Here is a 21,864-nt window from a genome sequence, read left to right as displayed (position 1 = left end):
ACTGAAATTAGAGACTTCCGCTAGCCATCACTCGGTATATCCCAATTGAGACAACAACTCTTTTGCTTGGTCACTCACCTGCTCGGCGTGGTCGATTTCAGATAGATCAGAGATGTCTCGAATGTTGCCTCTAATTGCTTTTTCAATTTGAGGTGGTACTGAGTCATGATCTAGCGGGCGTAACTCATTCGGATCGTCAGCTAATTTAAATAGGTATGAGTTTTCTAGAATATCATCTTCCGGGGAGAGAGATTTTGTCACCAACTTAAAATCTCCAAAAATACCAGAAAAAGTATGCCCGTTTTCAGTCAACGCATCTGACAGTACTACCTCTTCAATTTGTCCTGATAATAAGTCTGAATCTCCTGAGCTCCTAACGAACTCTCCCTTGGGAAGGTCAGCTAATTGTGCAATAATCTCATTAATCCATGCAGTAGAGACTGGGGCCGTGATTGTAGCATTATGCTCTGTAGCACCCCCACCAACAATAAGCGGTACATTCAGTAACTCATCATACATATAGTCTCGAGATTTATCATGTAGATACCGGTCTTGACCAGATGCATGACCATGTACTCCCCGGTCAAATAGTGCTTCACCATGGTCAGAAGTGACAATGATGATTGAATCTTCCCAAAGTCCACTATTCTTAATTTCAGACATAACATGTCCGATTTGCTGGTCAACATATCGAACCATTGAGTCATACATTCGTTCATATCCCTTTGACTCAACTTGCCGAATACGTTCAATGTCTGAAAGGTATTGTCTATAGACTGGAATTGAATCTAGTTTAGATTGATTCACTCTATCTGGGTGAATTGGTGCATGAATGTCATTAAAATGAGCCCACCGGAATATTGGATTTAAGCCTGTTGTCGAGTCTGGTGTAATGTTGATTATCTCACGCCGAATCGTTGCACCATCAACGATCGGCCACCCAGTTCGTCTTTGGTATTCTCGGTACGAACAGAATAATGGAATATAGAATCCCCATCTAGAGAACGCAGATGATTCTCGAAGGTTTGATCTAATATCGTGGATTTTTGAGCCAATATTTTTGAAAAATGTATTTATGTTCCCATTTCCGTCTTGTTCTTCGTTCTCTTCAGATTCTGAAACACCCCAACCAACAGTCCCAACAGCCAAGTTTTCAAACGAATCAAAACCATGATCATATTGTTTATTAGCTGCCAATTGCGGGTTCGAGAGCCTAGCACCCGTATCGTATCCATTTTCAGATAACCAAGAAGCAATTGTAGGCTTTGGGGGGACTCTGTGCCACCGATCTCCAGCAAATGCACAGTCTGTAGAGAGTCCACTTGAAACGATTCCAGGGAAACTTTCGTTTGTTCGAGGACCAGTTGAGTAACAACGAGTATACGTAACACCATCACTAGCCAATTTGTCAATGTTTGGTGTGGTGTCTTTTTCATATCCATAACAACCTACACGATCGGCACGAAGACAGTCGACGGTCAGTAAAAAGACATGTGGTGAACCCATTGTTCTTCCAATCTGACTTCAATGTATTAGTTCTTCCCCTGATAATTATCTAACTGACTATCTGTGGTTGAGAGCATTACTCCTGATCACCTACTCTTGAGAACAGTATGATTTACCTCGTATGAGATATACCTCATACCATGGGCCAGTTAGGGAAGCAAGTGAAGTATGTACTTATCTTCTTTTCAGTTTCAATCACCTACTTCTTATGGGCTCAGAACACCCATTATTTCAGAGCAATTACTGATGAACAGTTTGTGGCATACGACATATATTATATCTCCCAGTATCCTCACCTTCTTGACCCGATCTACCAATCTGGCTTAGCCTTCCAAATGGAGAGTGGAATAACGATGCGCATATTAGGGACATCTTATGGGTTTTGGGAACTCTGGACACCAATATATGGTGTGTTTACATTATCATTCATCGCTATTGCGTTTTTATCGATATATCGACGGACTTCCGATGGGCCAAGCTGGGGGTTTTTATTACCTAGCGTTGGCGTTTTTGTATTCCCAGTATTCATAAAACGAATGATGGAAACAACGCACAAAGCACACAGTTATATTTTGATATTCTTACTCTTTATATCCATCTTCGAATATCTACAGACAGATGATCGTCGATTTGTAATAATAGGTGCCTGCGCATGCGTAGGTATTGCACTCACCAACTATGTTTGGGGAGCTATATGGTCCGGGTTCTTTATAACTAGTCTCCTTTCACATCAAAATATCCGACAATTTAGTCAGTATGATGTTACTGCATCAATTGCAGTCGGTATTTCTGCGTATTTGTCTCCAGCATACCTCCCAGGGACTGGCTTCCATGAACGATATATCACACAGAAAGCCCGACAATTGTTTATCAGCGAGCAGCAAACGGCAGCGGCACCTTCTGGAAAAGCTACCTCACTAATCTCTGGTTGGCCAACTATTGACGTACTGGGTATTGAATTTTCAGTCTGGTTTATCTATAGTTTTGGTACACTCTTTGTAGCGACACTAACCGCAATTGCAGGATTATTTGCACTTCGAGAGTGGTATATGACCGACCATTCACCAACTGAACGATTTACAATCGTGATCTTTGGATACGTTAGTCTAGTCTGTTTACTTCTTCTTGCAGCTGGTGACCTTGCTACATTCAAACGCCTGATTGTTATTCCAGGCGTTTTTGGATTATTCTATATTGCCTACCGACAACCAAATTTACTTCAACAGATACCAATCCAGAGTTCGATTGGATGGAAAAATCTGACACTCGTCTGTATATTAATAATTCTTGTAATTAGTAGTGGGTTCGCTGTGAAGAGGACTGTACTTGATGGTACTGGCCAACCCTATGATCACTATGCAGAAAAAAATCAAGTCGACAAAATCCAATGGATGGGGGAATACAATACAGACTGCATCCAGATACATAACAAAGTAGACAAAGTGCTTGCTTCAAAGTTGATATTTGAAAAGCAAGGATATATCGAATACAACCCTTCTGCCGATACAATTTATCATAGTGGGGACAATGGCTACCTAACATGCTCAAAATTGGACTGGGCTTGGTGGTGAGCTCGGCTTATTTGTATCCAAGTGCAGCAAGTTGTTCATCACGGTCAAGATCAGAATCTGCTTTCAACCAGTTCCCTGGAGACCTTTCACCGAGGTCACGGGCAGTGGTTTCAATCCATGGTACCTTACGTAAGTTTGTAAGCGGGAGGTTGGGGGGATGGCCGTAGACACCCCATTCTCCAGTTGAATTACCATGATCAGAAGTTACGATGACTTTCTCCGCATCAACATTTTGTAGTAGATCGGTCACTTCATTCAACCCTAATCGTAAATTGTCGCGATATCCTCTCCAAACATCCTCTAACTCAACATCACCATCACGTAGCATTTCCCAGACATCACGCCAATCTTGATTCCCGAATTTGGTAACATCCTTCCCTTTACTCAATTCCGGAGAAGGGATAAATGGACAATGTGGTTGCATATAGTGTGCGATGACCCGGTCGTGTTCTTCATTTCGCATAAGTCTAATCGTTTCATCGGTCACCGCTTCTGGTGGAACAGTACCTGGATTAGTCCATGCCGTACGCCACAATTCAATTAGTTCTGCGAAGTCACTCGGGTTAAGTTCGCTCTCACTAAATGGATTTCCGCAGACATACGCAGTATTTTTGATCTCCGTGGATCTATTTTCAGTAAATGTCTGACGCATCCAAAATGCAGTAGTACTATTAACCGACCATACATTCTGGATCGAGTTAAGCCACTCAAATTCGGCCTCAACTTCAGTCAATAAATCGTAACGGCAGGCATCCAACACAACAAGTAAATCCCAGTCATCCTCATAGATTGACCGACCAGAAGATCGGAACAAATTTCCCCCAGAGAGTAACTTATTCCTGACTGGACGGCATGACTGTTTAAAACCTTCGTAACCGTCAGTACGAATTTGCTCAATTGATTCATCAATCCAGGGTCCGATATCCATAGACAGATGATACGATTGTATTCTCTTGATATTTCCGGTGATATACTATTCCGTCAAAACTTAATCGAAAATTCGAATTAAGGTCCTACTTGTATCCCAACGCAGAGAGTTGATCTTCAACCATTCTGTCCGTATCATGCGAAATATTCCCATCTTCCCAGTAGTCGGGGAGTGACTGAACTAGTTCGGAAGTGTGTTGACTAGAAACAGAGATTTGATTAAAGATCTCACCACCCTCCGATTTGACGGTGGCCGCCAATGTGACCTCATCTGTCTCACCATGGATTACCTTGTCAGTACCTCTGTACGCTGCTTTCCGCTCGGCACCATACCGAGTGGCTTCACAGAATACCGTTCGAGAGTCTGGGATTGGAACGCTCCAGTCTTCTTTTCCGAAAGGACTCTCATTCAGCACGTGCTTGCAAATCGCCGCTGGTACGTCACATAAACTTGGATGTCCACCTTCTGGGGTTAGCGAGCCAGTTGGCTTGAAGAAGGAAAGTGGAACTCTTGCAGTCATATCAAATGGCGTTCCACCATGCCCAACGCCATAGTTCGGCCGAGAATCAGTAAATTGCTGGTCGACCTCGAAGTGTTCCCAGTGGGCTTCACCGTGGTCTCCAGTTATCACAATCGTCGTATCTTGAGACACTTCTTCTAAAAACGGCTCAAGCACGTCCTCAACGTACGCAAGTGCAGCGGCATACAGTTTCAGTCGTTCTTCACGGAACTTTTCACATTCTTCTGAACCATCAAAATCATCTGTGTATCGAACTAATCGCTCTAAGTCTCTTATCGATGTGTCAACGTTATATCGTTCCACATATTCCGCAGGTGGCTCAATTGGCGCATGTAGATCACCTAAGTGAAGATACCCAAATGTCTGATCACGACCGTTTCTCCAGGCTTGAAAGTCAGAAATAACCTGCTCGGCACGTGTGTCCTGATATACACGGTGTTTTTGATACCATCCACGCGACGCTAAGAACGGAGTCATAAACGCAAAGCCACCGTATGTTTCGTAACCTGCAGACTCTAAGACAGATGAGATTGTATAATCTGGAATTGCTTGTTCCGGCATTACATACTGGTCATCATCTGGATGTGTATGTGCGACTGATTCATGTTCATGAGGATACAGACCCGTTTGTAGGCTCGTGACAGATGGGAATGTCCAAGTCCCAGCAGCTACCGCGCGTGTAAACTCAAAATCTAGGTCCGGTACGAAATCTGGACGAAGCGCGTCAAGAACGATAACAAGGACGTGGTCTGTTGCCCCTTCATGAGTGCTAAATCGTTCACCAATAGATGTGTGTTCTTGGTCGGCTTTCAATGAAATATATCGATAATACCCGTTTAACGCAGCTTTCTCAATCGGTGATGGAATGATATTTAGCAATGATTGTGGATCAAGTCGCTCCCTCAGCATACTCATGCGTCGTTAATGGATGAACTCAGGTAATATAATTTCCATCTGTTGTCAGACTTCGTAGTGGTTTTCAATTGAATTGATATGCTTTTGCAGGGAATGCTTGCCTGCCCAAGATAATGTATTCTGCCGAAGTAGAATTGTCTCTTCTCCCGTTATTTCTCTAATCTGACTTACCAATTCATCGGCGTCCCCAGACGAAAACAGTCGGCCACGAGTTTCATCTACGAGTTCGGGAATTCCACCAACATCTGCTCCAATGACTGGAAGTCCCTCTGCAAAGCTCTCATAGATTACTAATGGGGAATTTTCCATCCAAATCGATGGGACGACAGCAGCCGATACCGAACGTCGTAGTTCACGCAACCGCTCATCTGACACAAAGCCGTGGTATTCCACGTTTGAAAGGGTAGACGCTACTTCCTCAGACCGGTCATCGAATGGTCCGGTTCCACAGAGATGGAAGGTAACTTCGGGTAGGTTCCTAGCGGCGTCGAATAACGTTTCAAGTCCTTTTGCTCGGAGATGCTTCCCTGCATAGAGAACGGATGGACCTAATGATTCGTCTCCTGGCTCATCTGCAACTTCTTCAATACCGTGCGGGATACAAGCGGACTCAATTCCTGTAAAGAATCCATGTTCACGATGGACATCAACAACATGTTGACTTGGCCCGATGACTATGTCAGGCTCACCAATCATCTTCCGTTTTACACCAGCATATAGCAGACATGGAGTGGGTGGATCTTCACAAACTCGCAATTCCCCTTCTGGGGCAGTTCGATCTCTCAGTAGATTGCTCTTCGGACAGATGAGGCTGTAGTCATGGAGTGTGTGAACATATCGAGCGTCAGACTCCGAGATAGCTTTGCCAGCTGATGCAGTAATCCCCATGAAGTTGTTCGTGTGGACAACGTCCGGCTGATGTTTCTCTAAAAACTTCGACACTACCCTTTTTGCATGTGGGTTCACCGTGTCTAATTGGTGCCAGAGTGCTTTAGCAAGGACATTTTCACCAGTACTATCACTACGATGGGAATGATTAAGCGGATAAAATCGGTAGACTGGAACACCTTTGTATGAGTCTTTGATTGGTGTGAGAGACTCACGACTACGCTCACTAGTCGTTGTTAAAATCAAGACATCATGTCCTCTCTCTTGGAGAGCCACAGCTACACGATGTACGTAGTTTTCTGCACCACCAAACTCGTCTGGTGGAAATACACCATTCACCAGACAGATATCTGCCATTGCACCTCTGGTGTGGCTAACAGAGCCTAAACATTCCGAAATGAGAATCTATAACATTCACAAAGGGTGTATGTGAAATCACTAAATACAGCGCAAGACGGCCACTCCAATGAAAATAGCACTCGCATCTCATTACTTCTATCCACACATTGGCGGAATCGAATCTGTCGTTGAATCACAAGCTGAACGCTTGGCTCAGCGTGGACACGATGTGACGGTCATTAGTACAGACATTGGTGGTGGAACAAGCACCGAGCGAAGAGATGGATACACCATCCAGAGGTACAATGCCTGGAATCCAGCAGAGCGCCTAGGAATTCCGTATCCAATTCCAACCCCATTCCAATTCCCTGGAGATATCCAACGTACTCTCGCAAACACAGATATTCTCCACGTCCATGGAATGAACTACCTCACGACTACAAAAGTACTCCACGCCGCGCCAGCAGAGGTTCCGGTCGTTCTGCATCAACATACGCCGTTCGTAGATTACCCCATTCCTGCTCGCTGGGTAGAGAAAATCAATGACGAAACCGTGGGGAAATGGAATCTGTCTCGCGCAGACCACGTCTTTTGCGTGAGTCAAGATATCGAACGATACGTCACGCAGATCGACCCCCGCGCCAACACAGAGGTTATGGTGAATGGAATTGATACGGAGCGATTCCACCCCAGAGAGGCAGAGACGAACCAGTTTGGCTGTAATGAGGACACTCCGGTCTTCTTCACACTTTCTCGAATGTCGCAAAAGAAGGGAGTAGACACACTCTTGCAAGCAGTCAAAGAGTTGGATTCGAAAAACGCAGACGCACACATTGCAATTGCTGGAGATGGCCCGCTACGAGAAGAAGTTGAGACAGTAGCTAGTGAAGTACATAATCTGGAAGTCCTCGGCCGCGTTTCTGACGATGCTCTTTCCAGCTACTACGCAAGTGCTGACGCATTTCTCTTCACCTCTAAAAGCGGAGAAGCGTTCCCAACACTAACCATGATTGAATCATACGCATCTGGGACGCCAGTAGTTGCCTCAGAGCTGTCCGAGAACCCGCTCGGAATACAAGATGGGAAAGATAGTATATTCATACCTCCCGGAAATCCAGAGGAGCTTACGAAATCGATTCAGAAGATGGCGAGCAATCCAAGTCGTCTCGCTTCGATGGGTGACTGTGCAAGAGAAACGGCAGAAGAGTATTTCTCCTTACGTTCACGGATAGACCGTCTCGAGGATTGCTACAGGTCACTCAGCTCAAGATGAGACTGACTCAAACAACTCTTCGAGTTGGTCTACCGTCTGTTCCCAAGAGTGCTGTTCTGCCCACGATCGGGCTTCTACCTCGAAAGACTCCCGTTTCTGCTCGTTCGACAGTAACTCGTCGACGCATTCTGCAAACTTAGTTGAATTCGCTCCGTCTGCAAGAAGCCCGGTTTCACCGTCTCTAATTGAGTCACGAAGCCCGTTAACATCGCTTCCCACGGCAGGGGTCCCACAGGCGTTTGCTTCTAGTACCGCGATACCCCAGCCCTCTACTCTGCTTGGGGCAATGAAAACCCATGCGGACTGGAGGAGATCGATTTTTTTCTCCATCGAAACAAACCCGTGGAAGTGAGCGAACTCGACTTGAGCACAGTATGTCTCAATCTCTTCTTTGACTGGGCCATCACGTCCAGCAACATCTATGTGAACAGTCGAGTCAAAAATCTCAGTCAGAGACTGGTGGATCTCAGGGATTCTATCGACTCCTTTGTAGCGCTCGAGGCCACCAACATACAGAACACGAGGTACTGGTGATGTCTCTCCGGGCGAGTACGTCCCGAGGTCTAATCCATTTCGGATCTCATGAACGTTCTGGGACTCATGTCCTCTCGAAACTAATTCACGGGTTGTACTTGGGCTTACGCTTACCGTTGGATTACCTCGTTCTCGAAGCACACCGACCCACTGAGAGACGTAGCCAAGTAGGTTCTGTGGGAAGGGGTGCGTCTCGAAAAAGGAGTCAATCGCAATATGATGGAAGATTCCAACACGAGGCCGTCGGGTTACAATGAGCCACGGTAGTGGCGTATTCACGGTATAGACGATGTCTGGTGACACACGAAACGAGTACACATAGAAGTAGAGACTGACTGTAAGGTAGGATAAGACGACGTCCCAAGGGGCTGGAAGACGATCGTCAAAACCTACTCGACGAATCGATACTGAGTCGTCTTCTTCAACCGGATTCCGTCCCTCGTCAGATCCAGTTAGTAGATGGACGTCATGTCCTCTCTCTGCGAGGCGCTTTAGACTCTCCTCAAGATTGAGTTCAGAACCACCTGCCTTAGAATGGCACCAGCTACGCTTATTTAGTGCTAAGACTGTGAGATCACCGGAGTCTGAGGCTCCGTGTGTGGTCTCTCGTTCGGTAGTCACGATGGTAGGACTATCTAACCAAGTTGGTTATATTCTTTTGGAAGGTCTAGTAAGAACATTCCTGAGGATAGAGAACATTATTATCCCTTCAACTGGATGAGTAGATATCTGTGACCAGCATGAGTGAGAATATTGTTCTCGTCGTAATGGATACGGCCCGTGCATCCGACACGCGATTCGTTCGAAAGAATACACCCGGGTCAACGTTAGAAACGCTTGCGAACGAGGGTTCAGATTTCACACACGCATACGCGAACGCTCCTTGGACGCTACCGTCCCATACCTCAATGTTTACTGGGACGTATACCTCAAAGCATGGTACTCACGCAGGTCACAAACGATACGATGGGAAGTTTCCAACTGTAGCAGAACTCCTCTCTGAGTCAGGATACGACACCATTGGAATAACAAACAATGCGTGGGTGACAGACGAGTTTGGATTAGCAAGCGGCTTTGATGAGTTCTACAAGGTCTGGCAATACATCCAGTCAGATACTGATTTCGGAGAAATCAAACTCACCTCAAATGGTACAGAGCTAATCAAGAAAGGACTCTCGGAACTGTTCAGCAAGGACATACTTGCTAATCTTGCGAATGGAATCTACGGACAGTTCTTCTATCGCCGGAACGACTACGGTGCACAGCGAACGAATGCACTTGTTCAAAAACACCTAGAGGGGAGGCACAGCGACAATCCCTTCTTCTTATTTATTAACTACTTAGAGCCACACCTGGACTATCAACCTCCGAAAGAGTTCACAGAGCAGTTCTTGCCTCCTGACACTTCGTACGAGGAGGCGATGGAGGTCCCACAAGAGCCGTGGGAGTTCGTGGCGGGCTCAACCGACATCTCTGAAGATGAATTTGAGCTTCTACAAGCACTCTACCGTGCAGAAATAGCGTATTTAGATGAGCAGATCGGTGAACTGATACAGACACTCAAATCAACTGGGGAGTGGGAAGATACAGTTTTCATTGTCGTAGGGGATCACGGTGAGAACATAGGAGATCACGGCCTGATGGATCATCAGTACTCTGTCCACGATACACTCCTTCACGTCCCCCTTATTATCCATGGAGGAGAGTTCAACGGAACAGATAGTACGGACCAGTTGGTTCAGACATTAGATCTGTTCCCGACGATGTTAGAGATTGCAGGAGTGAGTACACCGGAACACATCCAAGGGGAGGCAATTACTCCAGAACGGACTGATGAAGAACGAGAGTATGTCTACGCAGAGTATCTATCACCGCAACCGACAGTCGAGCGGTTGAGTGAACAGACAGGTGTTGATCAAAAGAAGTTGGAGAGTTATGACAAAGAATTGAAGTCAATACAGTCGAGTCGATACAAGCTGATTCGTGACTCAACCGGAGACATTCAACTATTCGACTTACAAGAATCCCCCACGGAACAGACGGACATCTCTCAGTCAGATATTGAAACTAGTGAGAAACTGGAAGAAGCACTAGACAAGTGGTTAGATTCGTTTGAGGAGGCATCTGTGAATGACTCAGTTGAGATGAGCCAGAGCACGAAGCAGAAACTCGAAGACCTAGGTTACCTACAATAACGAACAATCTCGACGGACAAACCTACTCTCGCGGATCTTCCACCAACTCATACAACCCACCTCGATTTAACTGCGTAATCCAGCCGGCATTCGTCAGATTTCGAAGCGCGTACTCGACCTGGCCTTTCTCCAGATCCGAATGCTCACGCAGATACAGCGGATTCACACGCCCCCACGGCGAACCGGAACGCCGCCCCTGCTTGAATAACTCGAGGACCACTTCCTCCCGTTCGTTTGGTTCGTAGCGTTCGTTGACCATGTATGGCGCGCAGTTCTGACTCCGTACGCATAATACTCAGCAATTTACCAAGCATGTAATCGAACTGTTTGCCAAGCATTTTGCTAAGCAAAAATTCTAAATAGCCACCGTCCGTAGCAGCTATCGAGAAGCACGGGTCGCCTCAAAGGAGAGGACGGTGCTGGAGACACCGCCCCGTGCTTCGCCCAAGACGAAGCATGAGCAACTCAGATAGAGATAGACAAGAGTCTGTTGAACAGAATTACGACTACCAAACGTCCTCGGTGGGGGCCTGACGGATGCGGTACGAATGGCTCGACGAGCGAGTTGACGAACTCATTGAGCGCTATGAAGCGGGACAGTCGCTCCGTGAGATTGCGGACGTGTTCGATGTCTCTGCACCGACGATTCACCGCCGTCTACAGGACCACGATGTCGCAATGCGAAATGGTGGTCCGGCGTACACGCAGTTGGCGAACCGAAGAGAGGAACTGGTCGAAGCGTACGAACGTCGGAGTTCCCTCCAGTCGCTTGCGGACCAGTACGACACGTCCCCGGTCGCAATTCGGTTCCATCTTGAAAAGGCGGGTGCCGACCCCATCTCGCTCCCGAAGACGACTGACCACGGACTGAGTCCATCTCAGGTATCGGTAATCCAAGGCGAACTACTTGGAGATGGGTGCTTACACTCCCGATACGATGGGTCGTGTTTCTTCCAACTCTCGACGACGACGGAAGAACACGCACGTCGGCTGATAACAAAACTTCCCGATGGATTCTTCCCGAAGTCACAGCCGAACTCGATCACCCGATTGAACCAGTTCACAGACGAAGATTACACGTCCTGGGTAGTCTCGTCACGACCGCAGCCCCTCCTCCAGCGAATGTACGAGGAGTGGTACGAAGTCAGGGACGAGAAGAACAACCGCAAAATCGTCCCGAAGGACTACCATCTCGACAAGACTGCACTCCTGCATTGGTACTGGGGTGATGGGAACTGCTCAATCCGAGATAGCGGTGCGCCGCGCGTTTCCTTTGCGACCCACGGCTTTCCCGAGTCGTGCGTCGAACACTTGCAGTCAGAGGTCGATAGATTGGGGTACGACAACTACGCAGTCAGACAGAAGGGCATCGAGGACGGGTCTGGTTTGTACATTCGGCTTCGTGACTACGATGCACGGACGTTCCTCGACGACTTGCGGCGTTCGAATACGCTCATGGCGTACGACTACAAATTCCCGGTTCCTGTGAAGGGTGACGAATGACTGGGTAGTTCCATAGCACGCCACCTGAGCGACTGATTGCTTTGCGCACGAACTGGTTAGGTGGCACAGGAACCGTATTTGTGGTACCACTCCCTCCTTGTTCTTGGCTGTCGATTCGGTCGCAGACTCGTTAGCCCGAGCACTCGCGGGCGAGACGCCGCCGACCGAACCGACCAAACGCGCCGAGAAGTACGATTGGGAAAGCGTCGCCGACCAGGCCGAAGCGGCCTACGAGCGCGCTATCGACGGACGCTGGTGAGGGTCGAACATTCGTTCGAGGACACATAGTCATCCGAACACCAATCGAATATTGATAGCAAACCAGATTGACTTCTGGGTTTAGCAGCCGGGTTTCTGTGTAGACACACTCTGAAAACGTAGTGAGGTTCCCAGTCGCACCGCTCAGAAGCGATTACTCACTACGTGTCCACTCGCATGTGTATGTTTAAAAGCGATGACGGGGCCAACCCCTCCTGTGACGGGGATAATTCGCACCGTGAAAGTGAAGCTCGACGTGCCTACTGAGCGGTGCGATGATCTCCATCAAACCAAAGACCAATTTCTTCACTGTGCTAACAGAGCAGCTGACTGGGCGTGGAGATATCCTCACGACTACTGCGTGACTTCGTATCTGGAAGCACATGATGCGCTCTATCACCCACTCCGTGAGGAAACAGAGCTCGTCGTAAACCTCGTCCAGAAAGGAATCCGACGCGGTATTGAGGCTACCAAAGCCGGAGTCGAACGACTCAAGAATGGCGACAAGACGAGTCAACCACACTTCAAGGCGTGGAGCATTCTTTACGACAAGCGTTCTGCGACGTTCCACCGAGACCGCGTTTCGCTTGCCACAGTTAACGGCCGGGTTGAGTGTGACTATGTAATTCCGAGAGAACCTGATAGCACACCGATTGGGAACTACCTCTTGAACAAAGAGTTCGAGTTTCGCATGGCTACGTTGCAGTACGACAAGTCCACAGAGTCGTTCTACCTTCACGCGAGAATGATGCAGGCTATTGATGAAAGTGACTCCAGCACACCACAGTCTACCGATGCCAAGCACCAAACAGTCCTTGGCGTTGATTTGAACGTAGACGGTTCTCTCGCTGTAACCTCAACAGGTGCGTTCATCGGGAACGCTGATGAGATGAACCACCGTCGTCGTGAGTTTGAAAAGACTCGTGGCTCAATGCAGCAGTCTGGAACGCGGTCGGCGCATCTGGCGATTCAGTCGATAAGTAACCGCGAACACCGCTGGATGCAAGACCAACTGCACCGCGCCTCGAATCTGATTCTCGAAGAAGCCGTCACTCACGGCTGCACGCACATCGCATTTGAGAATCTAACAGATATTCGGACGCGAATGGGCGGCGTGAAGCGGTTTCATGCATGGGCGTTCCGTCGCCTGTACCAGTATGTTGCGTTCAAAACAGAGGTTCTGAATGTCGGAATTCGACAGGTCAACCCAGCATACACGAGTCAACGCTGTTCAAAGTGTGGATTCACACACAAGTCGAATCGGCAATCGAAACACCGGTTCGTGTGTCAGAAGTGTGAGTACGAACTGAATGCGGATTACAACGCGAGCAAGAATATCGCTCGCAAACTCGTGAAACAACTCCACTCGGGGCAAACGACTTCGAGTGGAGGCGCACCCAGTCAGTGTGCGCTTGCGTCAGGGACGCTGAACCTGAACGGTGATTTCAACGCCAGCTCCGTCTCGGAGGAAGAAGGGGAGTCCACTGACAAGCCTATGAAGTGAGTTCTAGGCTACTGACACGAAATGTACTCTCACTCTCGTCGATTCACTCCCCTCAAGATACGCTCACAAACCTTCTGCACACCCTCTTCGAACGAGATCTCGGGCACCCTCCCTGTCGCCTCGTATATCTTCGAGTAGTCGGCTTTCGTGCCGTGGACGTACTCCTCGAAGGGATTCTCGACGTACTTGAGTTCCACAGTCGTTCTAAGCCCCCCGTTGATCATCTGTTGGTCCCTGGACGAAACGAGACTCCGCTGACCGACCAGGCCGAACCGACCAAGCGTGCCATCGACGGTCGCTGGTGACAGCGTAAACACCCAAGCCACCGCCTGAACCGACGACTCACCCGCAGATACACTCGAAACGTACCCCCTGAACACCGTCTCCTCACGAGTGCTCCCCGTCTCAGTATTGCCGGCCCTGTCTGTGCTGGAATCCAGTAACTGAGCGTCGGAACCACTCACTCTGACAGAAACGCCAAGAGCGACGACGTAACTGCTTCCTGTCCGGCTGGCGAGAGGAGATGTTTCTCATCGTCCAAAACCTCGGTTTTCGAAAGGTTCGACAAACGAGCGCGGGCGCGAGGAACAATCGCGGGGGCGGGAAAGAACGGGTCGTTCGCAGCGGCGAACAACGCGACGGGTGCCGTAAACTCCTCGAGTTCGTCGGCAGTCGCACTCGGGAACTCGCGTTCGAGGTCTACATACCGAAGCGATGCACCAACAGTCGCTCGGACGAGGGGGTCTGAATCGGCTTGCGTCCCCATCGCGTTCAGTGCGTGTGCTAAGAGCCAGTCGCGTCCCAAGAAGCGATAGAGGAGCGCCGGAATGCCGACGTTCAACATCGACACGAGCCCTCCAGTCCCGAATCCTGCTGGTACGACGAGCCCAGCACGTGTGATTCGCGCTGGTGCGTATGCTGCGGTTCGCAGAACAATCCCCCCACCGTACGAGGTACCGATCATCGGTACCGCGTCGAGATCGAATGCATCGAGGAGATCGACGACCCACTCACCGTAGCCGTCTCCGTTGGGAGCAACTCGTGTTTCGGCACTCCGGCCCGGTTGCCCGATAGTATCCGGCGCGATCAATCGATACTCATCAGTCAGGCCGCTGTACCAGCCGAGTGTCAGCGGGTTCGTGGCGTTGCCGCCGTGGAAGACGATAACGGGCTGTCCATCCGCAGGCCCCGCGATGAGGACGTGGGTTTCGCCATGCCGCGTTTCGACGTACGTTTCGTCCACGTCGAATGCAAGCTCCTCGACGGCTTCGGTGTAGACCTGCTCTACTGCGCGTCTCCCGTTCGATGACCGATATATCGACATTGGCTGTTTTGACGGCTCCCTGTGAGATTAATCGTGGGTGCCGTTCAGTTACCAGCTGTCGGTAGCGTCTGCACCGGATTTGAACGCACGTCTCGTCACCGACGCAGGAGTCTCTCCGAGGCTCGCGACTACGTGAAACTGGTCCACGAACCAACTCGGCTCTTCGAATTCGTGAGTGATCCGCGAGAAGACTAAGAGCAGCGTTCAGATACTACAGTTCGGATGCGTCGACATCCCCGGATAGATAGCCCAGACCTTTGTCTGAGATTTCGTATTTGCCTCGTTCAACACGTGTCACGAGTCCTTTCTCGACGAATTCAGATAATCGTCGATTCACGTGGGAGCGGTCGAACCCAGCATTGAATGCGACAACAGTAGGCGTCAATACGAGTCCAGAATCACCCAATATCTCTAGAATCTGGTCGTCAGTTGGCTTCATCCAATCCCCCCGTTTGCGCATACAGTCCCAAGTTAGAACATCCTGTTAACAGAATCGATATGTTAGATAATAGTCACCATATTGTGGTTATTAGTCACCAGTTAGTGACTAATTTGAAGTGGGTGGACTGAATTAGCTAGCGTAACGACTCACCGGGTCATCAGGTCCTCTCAGAAAGGACCCGTGTTGTAGCACGGATCCGGTGCGGTCTAACCCCAACCGCATGTCTCCGAACACACCACCCACGCAAAAAGGTCTCGTCGCACAGCCACCCCACACGGAGGGCCACGAATGACCAAGCCCTCCATCGAAGACCTCGCCGCCCGGATCGACGAACTCGAAGACCGCGTCGACGAACTCGAGGCCGACACCGAACAACTCGAAAACACAGTCGATGCCCAAGCGGAGACAATCGCATCCCAACGCGACCAACTCGCTGACTACGAAACCCGCACCCAAGAACTCGAAGCCGAACTCGACGCCGCGACGGACCACCGCAAGCATCTCCAACAGCGCCTCTACGCCGTCGAATCCGACGACACACCAACTGACGAGACCAACACACAGCTCTCGCCACTCCAACAACTCATCCGGCTTCCCTCGAAGGCAGTCTCGAAACTCACCGCCAATCAAGAACGCGCTCGCTTCATCGCCAAAGACATCACAGAGTACGCCACGAACGTCCCCGCAGGCTTCGCACTCGACTCGAGTACCATTCGCACCGTCCTCCACGCAAAGGAAGGCCATACCCCCCACACCCAAACCGTCAGTCGCGTCATGGACTTTCTCGATGACCTCGGGAAAGCGGGTGTGAAGATTGTGAAACGCCGCGGGACCAAACGCGTCATCTTTTCCGAACACGTTGTCTCGGAACTCGCGGAGACACCAACGGCCTCGAGCAGCATCACGGACGTTGTGATGAGGTGGCGCTGACGAGGGTGTGATCACCAGTCGATAACCGACTCCACGCCGCCGCGCGGTCGACACCCACCGCGGGGACAGCCCCCCAAGCTAGCAGCAGCACTCGAAAAAGCCTCTCTGTGGACACGGGTAGTGTGAGTGAATACAACGAGTTCGAAGCTTCGAGTCAACCGAGACAAATCACAACGGGTGTGATGAGCATCGAAGTTGGCCAGCCCACGTTGACGAGACCCCCGGCCGTAATAGCCAACTACGAGCCGCGAGTGGACTCGCTCACGATGTCGGTCGAATCGTACGGTCCCACTCGTCCCGACCCGCTGACTCGATTCATGGCCGCCTGCCAGGGCGCTGGTATCGCCGCCATCGCATCTCCAACGGTCGGGAGCGCGTCGATCCTCGCCGTGAGTGCCGTCACCCACTGGACACCGAGTGAGCTACTGGGTGGGAATGCGCAAGCTCTGTTGTTGCTGTTCGTGTGTGCAATTGCGATCGGCTTCATCGCAGGCTCGTACTGGCCGGTAGTCGATGGCCACCCGCAGAGACGCGAACACGAGCTGTACTGGGTTCGAAAGCGGTTCACCATGTGTCTCTTTGCCGGCCTCGGGTGTTATGGCGTGTTTTCGCTCATGTTCGTCGTGACGGTCACAGATCTCCTACAGAATATGGTTGGCCTTGGCGCGGCGATTCTCGTATGTACCTACCTGTATGCGTACTCTGCGGACCGACGCGGGGTGAGAAAGTAGGCCGTGTGCGTAGCCGAAGTCACGCGTCAAGACGCCAAGTGAAGTACCACAGGGACAGGCCCGAGGCACTCTGCGTTGATACATAGTGCGAGCGCATACCCGCGTGTTTTCTGTAGACGTATTGCTTAGGGATGAACGAGGTCAACTGACCAAATCGGATATACTCATTCCCACTCTTTGTAGGAGTATAGCCATGGTTGACTCGGAAGACGACCCCAAAGAAATTCTCGCCCGCATGGAGCAACTTATTGAGGAAACGTCTTCAAAGCGAGAAGAGACGACGCCGCGTATCGAAAAGGCCGACCCAATTGCCCAGAAGCACAGAGATGCGGTTCGAAAGGGAGCGGAGAAACACTGCGATAAGTGACGCTGGTGGACCGTATGATCGGGTAGCGATTGACCAAGGTGTGAATACTGTGTTGACGATTGATGATCTGAGGTGATTCTCTCATCCGACGAATTTACCGAACTGAACCGGTTTCTTGGAAACTGACTCCCAGATGAACCGTCTTTGACCACCTCGAAAATCAAACGCAAAACCCCCCAGCCGAACCACGAACTCCTTCGTCAGTCGAGATACGGCTCACAAACCCGCTCGACTCCCTCCTCGAACGAAATCTCAGGCTCCCACCCTGTCGCCTCGTGTATCTTCGAGTAGTCTGCTTTCGTGTCGTGGACGTACACCTCGAACGGGTTTTCCACATACTCAGGCTCCACATCCGTCCCAAGCACCTCGTTGATCATGTCGACCATCTCGTTGAACGAGTAGCTCTCGGCAGTCCCGAGATTGTAGATGCCCTGGAGTCGCTCGTCGGCCGCGAGTTCGATCCCCCGAACGATATCATCGACGTGGGTGAAGTCACGCGTCTGTGACCCATCACCGAACAGCTCCGGCGACTCACCATTGGCGATTTTGTCGGTGAACTGCGCGACCGTATTCGCGAACTCGCCTTTGTGTTCTTCTGCGCCACCGAAGCCCTGGTACACAGAGAAGAAACGCATGCCAGCCAGTTGCATGTCGTAGTGGTGGTGGAAGTACTCCGCGTAGCGCTCACGGCCTAACTTCGACGCTTCGTAGCCCGTCCGCGACTCCACGGGCATGTCTTCCGGCGAGGGTTCCGTCCGCGAGCCATAGATCGAAGAGGTCGTCGCGTACACGACGGTGTCGCACCCGTCTTTCCGGGCCTGTTCGACCGTGTTGACGAAGCCTTCGATGTTCACACGAGCACCCTTCGTCGGGTTCTCTTCGTGCATCTTGTACGACGACAGCGCCGCGAGATGGAACACCACATCGACGCCCTCGGTCGGGAGGTCGTCGTCGAGGACCGTCATGTCGTGGAACTCCACGGCATCATCCAGATTCTCGGGCGTCCCGAGATAGAGGTCGTCGATTGCAATGACGTCGTTGTCTTCTGCGAGAGAGTTGGCGAGATTCGAACCGATGAATCCGGCACCGCCAGTAACGAGGACTCGTTTGCCGTCCATACGTGGTTGCTTTCGTCAAGTGACAAGAACCTATCGCGTGCGTGTTCGTCCACCAGACGAGAGACGACCGCGGTTCGCCTGCGGGAACCAACCGAACCTAGTTATTTCAAGAACATATTTTCAGTCCCGCCGACTAACTCGATTCCATGCAACAGTACACCCGCCGGAACGCCCTCCGTGCGTGCGGCATCGCCGCCCTCAGTTCACTCGCTGGGTGTTCGGCCCTCCCACCGGACGATTCGAACGCGGAACAACCATCGTACGAGCGGCTCGACGTGACGCCAGTCTACATCGCCGATGGAGTCGACCTCTCAACCCCCGCAGACATCGAGACCGTGAGCGCACCCCACAACGCCGACCTGCTCGTCCTCCCCGACGAGACAGACACCGACGCCACACAGGCAGTCGAGTGGCTAATCGATGACCGAGTGCTTGCACTCCTCGGTGAAAAGGCTGAAACAACGTGGCTGTCGTGGGTTCGAAGCGATGCGTTCAACGACGTGTTCGACACGCAGGGATACAGCGAGAGCGAACCAGCTCCATCCCTCGTCGTCGGTGCAAAAGTCGGCCTCAGAACCACGACGTCTCGGTACTCGTGGGGCGATAAACCAGCCAACCGTGACGTACTCAGGGCGCTCGACGAGTCGCTCGTTGCGATTGAAAACCGGACGCCGACAGGGTAACTCGGCTGTCCCCCACCCCTCGCACCGAGTGACACCCTGCCGAGACACCCATCGCATTGTCCGAGTGACACGTTTTCCGGAGCGTTACTGTAAATTCGTCGTCAATTGCCCTGAATCGTTGGAAGACTGGCACCGTCGAGAACAGCGTTGACTTAAACAGGAGCCATATTCAACCCGAAATTAGAGACACCATGACGGAAGACATCATTCCGAATGGTAGAAAATAACACCCCAATACAACGGTTCGTCGACGAACTTGACTTCACCATCTTCGGGATTGGATTCTCGGTATCGCTGCTCGCGATTATCGTGTTCTTCAGCAACCCCACTGCCTCTGCAAACGCGATGGAACAGATCAATACGTTCCTCTGGACGGAGTATATGTGGGTCTACATCGGAACGATGTTCCTGATGGTCATGTTCAGCCTCTGGCTGATGGTTGGCCCGTGGGGACGCATCAAACTCGGCAAACCAGACGAAGACCCAGAGTTTGGGCTGCTGTCGTACTTTTCGATGATGTTCTCGGCAGGCATTGCAGCAGGGATCGTTTTCTGGGGCCCTGCAGAGGCGTTGAGTCACTATCAGACGGTGCCGCCACTCATCGGGGGCGAACCCCAATCGGCGACCGCGGCAGTCGGGGCAATTCAGTACACCCTCTTTCATTGGGGGATCTCGTACTGGGTTCCGTACCTCATCGTCGCACTCCCGATTGCGTACTACGCGTTCCGTCAGGATGCCCCGATGCGGGTGTCGACGCTTATCGCGCCATTCGTCGGCGTCGACAAGCTTGACGGCGTTCTAGCGAAAGGCATCGATATCTTGGCCGTGTTCGCGACGATTGGTGGGATCGCAACCACGCTGGGATTCGTCGGAGAGCAGTTCCTCACTGGGCTGGCGTACAACTTCGGCGTCTCGATCGGTGATACCGGGACCGTACTGGTAATCACGGGGCTGACGGTTGCGTTCACCGCCTCGGTTGCACTCGGCGTCAAGAAGGGTATTGCCCGAATTTCACGGTTCAATATGGGCGTCTTCGCCGTCCTGACGGTCATGACGTTCCTGTTGGGGCCAACCAACTACATCATGAATACGGGCCTCCAGGCGATGGGGAGCTACTTCGTTGGCTTCCTCGAGATGTCGTTGTACACCAACGCGACGGGATCTGGCGAGTGGGTCGGCAACTGGACTGTCTTTTATTGGGCATGGGTGTTCTCGTGGGCACCATTTGGTGGGCTGTTCGTAGCCCGGATCTCACGCGGCCGGACGATCAGGCAAGTCGTCGCCACGGCACTCGTAGGCTCAACCGTTGCGACCACGCCGTGGTTCCTCACGATGGGCGGGAGTGCGATTTTCTTCGAACGGCAGAACATCGCACCGATGCTCGAGATGGTTGCCGAACACGGCGTTGCCGTCTCCGGCTTCCCGTTGTTCGGCTCGTTGCCATTCGGTGGCGTGCTTTCGGCCGTGTTTCTGTTCCTCGTGGTCACATTCTTCATCACGTCTGCTGACTCCTCGACACTCGCACTCGGGATGCTCACGACAGGTGGGAAGCAACACCCCTCGACTGTCAACCGCGTCATCTGGGGGGCCCTCATGGGCGGGCTCGCGTCGCTACTCATCGTCGGTGGCGGTATCAACGCGCTCCGCTCGTCGGCAATCATCACTGGATTCCCATTTGCACTCATCTCTGTCATCGCCATCGCTGGCATGCTCCTGGAATTCCAGCAAGTTGAGCCACTCCTCTCCGGCACGAGCGACTCGACGGGTGCCGAGCGAGCGAGTTCGCCGAATCGGGCAGGGTCGAGTATCGACGACGACTAAGCCAAAACGGGTCCCCCCGTGACCACAATCGCTGTCTAGAACCGTAACCTACCCAAAATCGCCTTAGACACCCGGCAGAGTGGGTTACTGACACCATGAATGCTACTCGAACACGGTGTGGAGATGCCACTCCTCCACGACGAAGCGGAAATTAACACATATATCGGCCAGCCGTATACTCCCGCCAACGATGCAATTTTGCTCCGAATGCGGGTCGCTAATGCACACGGAAGGTGACACGTGGGTGTGTCGCTCCTGCGAACACGAAGAACCGCGGGACTCGCAAGCGGAAGCAGCCATGTCGATTCAGGACGGACAGCGAGACGACGGCGCACCCGCCGTGGCCGACGCGACCCAAGACTCCTCCGAGACGATGCAGGAGCCCTGTCCGGCGGACGACTGCGACAGCGACCGAGCCAACTATCAGATGATGCCGAAACCGGGTGGCTCCTACGAGGTACGGCTGTTCACGTGCGTCGAGTGTGGCCACAAGTGGCGCGATTCTTGAGACGGT

21 protein-coding genes and 1 pseudogene are annotated in these 21,864 nt (G+C 51.3%); 12 read left to right on the top strand and 10 right to left on the bottom strand.

The features are described 5' to 3' along the window. Nucleotides 1–27: 27 nt before the first annotated feature. Entirely contained in the window at nt 28–1,506 is a 1,479-nt protein-coding gene (locus C5B90_RS12225) for a sulfatase (protein ID WP_115882520.1), read from the bottom strand. A gap of 140 nt (nt 1,507–1,646) precedes the next feature. Here C5B90_RS12225 and C5B90_RS20315 point away from each other — a divergent pair, with 140 nt between their 5' ends. Then, nucleotides 1,647–3,077 carry a hypothetical protein gene (locus tag C5B90_RS20315; RefSeq protein WP_148708213.1) on the top strand — a complete coding sequence of 477 codons (1,431 nt, stop codon included), beginning with the start codon at nt 1,647–1,649 and terminating at the stop codon, nt 3,075–3,077. A gap of 7 nt (nt 3,078–3,084) precedes the next feature. Here C5B90_RS20315 and C5B90_RS20310 read toward each other — a convergent pair whose 3' ends face one another. The 3 genes from C5B90_RS20310 to C5B90_RS12215 all read right to left on the bottom strand — a co-directional run bounded on the left by C5B90_RS20310 (nt 3,085) and on the right by C5B90_RS12215 (nt 6,685). Further along, a complete protein-coding gene (locus tag C5B90_RS20310; protein ID WP_148708212.1) occupies nt 3,085–4,005 on the bottom strand; it encodes a hypothetical protein in 921 nt (306 codons plus the stop codon). A gap of 85 nt (nt 4,006–4,090) precedes the next feature. Then, on the bottom strand, nt 4,091–5,440 hold the full coding sequence (locus C5B90_RS12220; RefSeq protein WP_115881789.1) for a sulfatase-like hydrolase/transferase: 1,350 nt from the start codon (nt 5,438–5,440) through the stop codon (nt 4,091–4,093). A 45-nt stretch (nt 5,441–5,485) separates the two neighbouring features. Further along, nucleotides 5,486–6,685 carry a glycosyltransferase family 4 protein gene (locus tag C5B90_RS12215; protein ID WP_115881787.1) on the bottom strand — a complete coding sequence of 400 codons (1,200 nt, stop codon included), beginning with the start codon at nt 6,683–6,685 and terminating at the stop codon, nt 5,486–5,488. Between the two features lie 109 nt (nt 6,686–6,794). Between C5B90_RS12215 and C5B90_RS12210 the strand changes: the two genes are divergently transcribed. Continuing rightward, nucleotides 6,795–7,940 (top strand): glycosyltransferase family 4 protein, encoded by a 1,146-nt coding sequence (locus C5B90_RS12210; RefSeq protein WP_115881785.1) that lies wholly within the window; start codon nt 6,795–6,797, stop codon nt 7,938–7,940. Here C5B90_RS12210 and C5B90_RS12205 read toward each other — a convergent pair. Then, nucleotides 7,932–9,095, bottom strand: a complete 1,164-nt coding sequence (locus C5B90_RS12205) for a glycosyltransferase family 4 protein (RefSeq protein ID WP_115881784.1) — start codon at nt 9,093–9,095, stop codon at nt 7,932–7,934. The two genes, C5B90_RS12210 and C5B90_RS12205, sit on opposite strands and share 9 nt — an antisense overlap. Before the next feature lie 119 nt (nt 9,096–9,214). Here C5B90_RS12205 and C5B90_RS12200 point away from each other — a divergent pair, with 119 nt between their 5' ends. Further along, the gene (locus C5B90_RS12200) at nt 9,215–10,669 is read left to right on the top strand and encodes a sulfatase (protein ID WP_115882518.1); all 1,455 of its coding nucleotides are present in this window, start codon (nt 9,215–9,217) and stop codon (nt 10,667–10,669) included. 22 nt (nt 10,670–10,691) lie between these two features. Here the strand turns inward: C5B90_RS12200 and C5B90_RS12195 are convergent, their stop codons facing one another. Beyond that, nucleotides 10,692–10,928 carry a hypothetical protein gene (locus C5B90_RS12195; RefSeq protein WP_049905133.1) on the bottom strand — a complete coding sequence of 79 codons (237 nt, stop codon included), beginning with the start codon at nt 10,926–10,928 and terminating at the stop codon, nt 10,692–10,694. A gap of 278 nt (nt 10,929–11,206) precedes the next feature. On the opposite strand from C5B90_RS12195, the gene C5B90_RS12190 reads away from it, so the two are divergent. The 3 genes from C5B90_RS12190 to C5B90_RS12180 all read left to right on the top strand — a co-directional run bounded on the left by C5B90_RS12190 (nt 11,207) and on the right by C5B90_RS12180 (nt 13,934). Continuing rightward, nucleotides 11,207–12,172 carry a helix-turn-helix domain-containing protein gene (locus C5B90_RS12190; RefSeq protein WP_115881782.1) on the top strand — a complete coding sequence of 322 codons (966 nt, stop codon included), beginning with the start codon at nt 11,207–11,209 and terminating at the stop codon, nt 12,170–12,172. A gap of 103 nt (nt 12,173–12,275) precedes the next feature. Then, complete coding sequence (locus C5B90_RS12185) at nt 12,276–12,431, top strand: hypothetical protein (RefSeq protein ID WP_233511990.1); 156 nt, start codon at nt 12,276–12,278, stop codon at nt 12,429–12,431. A gap of 216 nt (nt 12,432–12,647) precedes the next feature. Further along, a complete protein-coding gene (locus C5B90_RS12180) occupies nt 12,648–13,934 on the top strand; it encodes an RNA-guided endonuclease TnpB family protein (protein ID WP_115881780.1) in 1,287 nt (428 codons plus the stop codon). Nucleotides 13,935–13,963: 29 nt separating this feature from the next. Here C5B90_RS12180 and C5B90_RS12175 read toward each other — a convergent pair. From C5B90_RS12175 to C5B90_RS21040, 3 genes and pseudogenes are all read right to left on the bottom strand, one after another. Then, a pseudogene (locus C5B90_RS12175) lies at nt 13,964–14,161 on the bottom strand (nucleoside-diphosphate sugar epimerase); the annotation flags it as partial. Between the two features lie 233 nt (nt 14,162–14,394). Next, nucleotides 14,395–15,258 (bottom strand): alpha/beta fold hydrolase, encoded by an 864-nt coding sequence (locus C5B90_RS12170; RefSeq protein WP_115881778.1) that lies wholly within the window; start codon nt 15,256–15,258, stop codon nt 14,395–14,397. A 211-nt stretch (nt 15,259–15,469) separates the two neighbouring features. Beyond that, nucleotides 15,470–15,697 carry a MarR family transcriptional regulator gene (locus tag C5B90_RS21040; protein WP_115821704.1) on the bottom strand — a complete coding sequence of 76 codons (228 nt, stop codon included), beginning with the start codon at nt 15,695–15,697 and terminating at the stop codon, nt 15,470–15,472. Nucleotides 15,698–15,988: 291 nt separating this feature from the next. Between C5B90_RS21040 and C5B90_RS12155 the strand changes: the two genes are divergently transcribed. The 3 genes from C5B90_RS12155 (at nt 15,989) to C5B90_RS20580 (ending at nt 17,728) form a co-directional block, all read left to right on the top strand. Then, a complete protein-coding gene (locus tag C5B90_RS12155) occupies nt 15,989–16,630 on the top strand; it encodes a hypothetical protein (protein ID WP_115881776.1) in 642 nt (213 codons plus the stop codon). Between the two features lie 182 nt (nt 16,631–16,812). Beyond that, entirely contained in the window at nt 16,813–17,361 is a 549-nt protein-coding gene (locus tag C5B90_RS12150; RefSeq protein ID WP_233511988.1) for a hypothetical protein, read from the top strand. Between the two features lie 193 nt (nt 17,362–17,554). Continuing rightward, nucleotides 17,555–17,728, top strand: a complete 174-nt coding sequence (locus tag C5B90_RS20580; RefSeq protein WP_158547224.1) for a transcriptional regulator — start codon at nt 17,555–17,557, stop codon at nt 17,726–17,728. A 200-nt stretch (nt 17,729–17,928) separates the two neighbouring features. On the opposite strand, the gene C5B90_RS12140 is transcribed toward C5B90_RS20580, so the two are convergent. Continuing rightward, nucleotides 17,929–18,846, bottom strand: coding sequence for an NAD-dependent epimerase/dehydratase family protein (locus C5B90_RS12140; RefSeq protein ID WP_115881774.1), 918 nt, complete (start codon nt 18,844–18,846; stop codon nt 17,929–17,931). 146 nt (nt 18,847–18,992) lie between these two features. Between C5B90_RS12140 and C5B90_RS12135 the strand changes: the two genes are divergently transcribed. The 3 genes from C5B90_RS12135 (at nt 18,993) to C5B90_RS12125 (ending at nt 21,858) form a co-directional block, all read left to right on the top strand. Beyond that, nucleotides 18,993–19,529 (top strand): hypothetical protein, encoded by a 537-nt coding sequence (locus tag C5B90_RS12135; RefSeq protein WP_115881772.1) that lies wholly within the window; start codon nt 18,993–18,995, stop codon nt 19,527–19,529. 213 nt (nt 19,530–19,742) lie between these two features. Further along, nucleotides 19,743–21,350: a BCCT family transporter gene (locus C5B90_RS12130; RefSeq protein ID WP_115881770.1), complete on the top strand. Its 1,608-nt coding sequence runs from the start codon at nt 19,743–19,745 to the stop codon at nt 21,348–21,350. Between the two features lie 190 nt (nt 21,351–21,540). After that, nucleotides 21,541–21,858 carry an RPA12/RPB9/RPC11 RNA polymerase family protein gene (locus tag C5B90_RS12125; RefSeq protein WP_115881768.1) on the top strand — a complete coding sequence of 106 codons (318 nt, stop codon included), beginning with the start codon at nt 21,541–21,543 and terminating at the stop codon, nt 21,856–21,858. Nucleotides 21,859–21,864: the final 6 nt, after the last annotated feature.

Origin of the sequence: Haloferax sp. Atlit-12N (genome assembly GCF_003383095.1) — an archaeon.
Classification (GTDB): domain Archaea; phylum Halobacteriota; class Halobacteria; order Halobacteriales; family Haloferacaceae; genus Haloferax.
Note: the sequence above shows the minus strand (reverse complement) of the source record. Positions and strands in the feature narration are given on the sequence as shown.

Bases quoted from the DNA above. Each gene is read 5' to 3' on its own strand.
- C5B90_RS12225 (WP_115882520.1), bottom strand. From the start codon at position 1,506: ATGGGTTCACCACATGTCTTTTTACTGACCGTCGACTGTCTTCGTGCC.
- C5B90_RS20315 (WP_148708213.1), top strand. From the start codon at position 1,647: ATGGGCCAGTTAGGGAAGCAAGTGAAGTATGTACTTATCTTCTTTTCA.
- C5B90_RS20310 (WP_148708212.1), bottom strand. From the start codon at position 4,005: ATGGATATCGGACCCTGGATTGATGAATCAATTGAGCAAATTCGTACT.
- C5B90_RS12220 (WP_115881789.1), bottom strand. From the start codon at position 5,440: ATGAGTATGCTGAGGGAGCGACTTGATCCACAATCATTGCTAAATATC.
- C5B90_RS12215 (WP_115881787.1), bottom strand. From the start codon at position 6,685: ATGGCAGATATCTGTCTGGTGAATGGTGTATTTCCACCAGACGAGTTT.
- C5B90_RS12210 (WP_115881785.1), top strand. From the start codon at position 6,795: ATGAAAATAGCACTCGCATCTCATTACTTCTATCCACACATTGGCGGA.
- C5B90_RS12200 (WP_115882518.1), top strand. From the start codon at position 9,215: ATGAGTGAGAATATTGTTCTCGTCGTAATGGATACGGCCCGTGCATCC.
- C5B90_RS12195 (WP_049905133.1), bottom strand. From the start codon at position 10,928: ATGGTCAACGAACGCTACGAACCAAACGAACGGGAGGAAGTGGTCCTC.
- C5B90_RS12190 (WP_115881782.1), top strand. From the start codon at position 11,207: ATGCGGTACGAATGGCTCGACGAGCGAGTTGACGAACTCATTGAGCGC.
- C5B90_RS12170 (WP_115881778.1), bottom strand. From the start codon at position 15,258: ATGTCGATATATCGGTCATCGAACGGGAGACGCGCAGTAGAGCAGGTC.
- C5B90_RS21040 (WP_115821704.1), bottom strand. From the start codon at position 15,697: ATGAAGCCAACTGACGACCAGATTCTAGAGATATTGGGTGATTCTGGA.
- C5B90_RS12155 (WP_115881776.1), top strand. From the start codon at position 15,989: ATGACCAAGCCCTCCATCGAAGACCTCGCCGCCCGGATCGACGAACTC.
- C5B90_RS12150 (WP_233511988.1), top strand. From the start codon at position 16,813: ATGAGCATCGAAGTTGGCCAGCCCACGTTGACGAGACCCCCGGCCGTA.
- C5B90_RS20580 (WP_158547224.1), top strand. From the start codon at position 17,555: ATGGTTGACTCGGAAGACGACCCCAAAGAAATTCTCGCCCGCATGGAG.
- C5B90_RS12140 (WP_115881774.1), bottom strand. From the start codon at position 18,846: ATGGACGGCAAACGAGTCCTCGTTACTGGCGGTGCCGGATTCATCGGT.
- C5B90_RS12135 (WP_115881772.1), top strand. From the start codon at position 18,993: ATGCAACAGTACACCCGCCGGAACGCCCTCCGTGCGTGCGGCATCGCC.
- C5B90_RS12130 (WP_115881770.1), top strand. From the start codon at position 19,743: ATGGTAGAAAATAACACCCCAATACAACGGTTCGTCGACGAACTTGAC.
- C5B90_RS12125 (WP_115881768.1), top strand. From the start codon at position 21,541: ATGCAATTTTGCTCCGAATGCGGGTCGCTAATGCACACGGAAGGTGAC.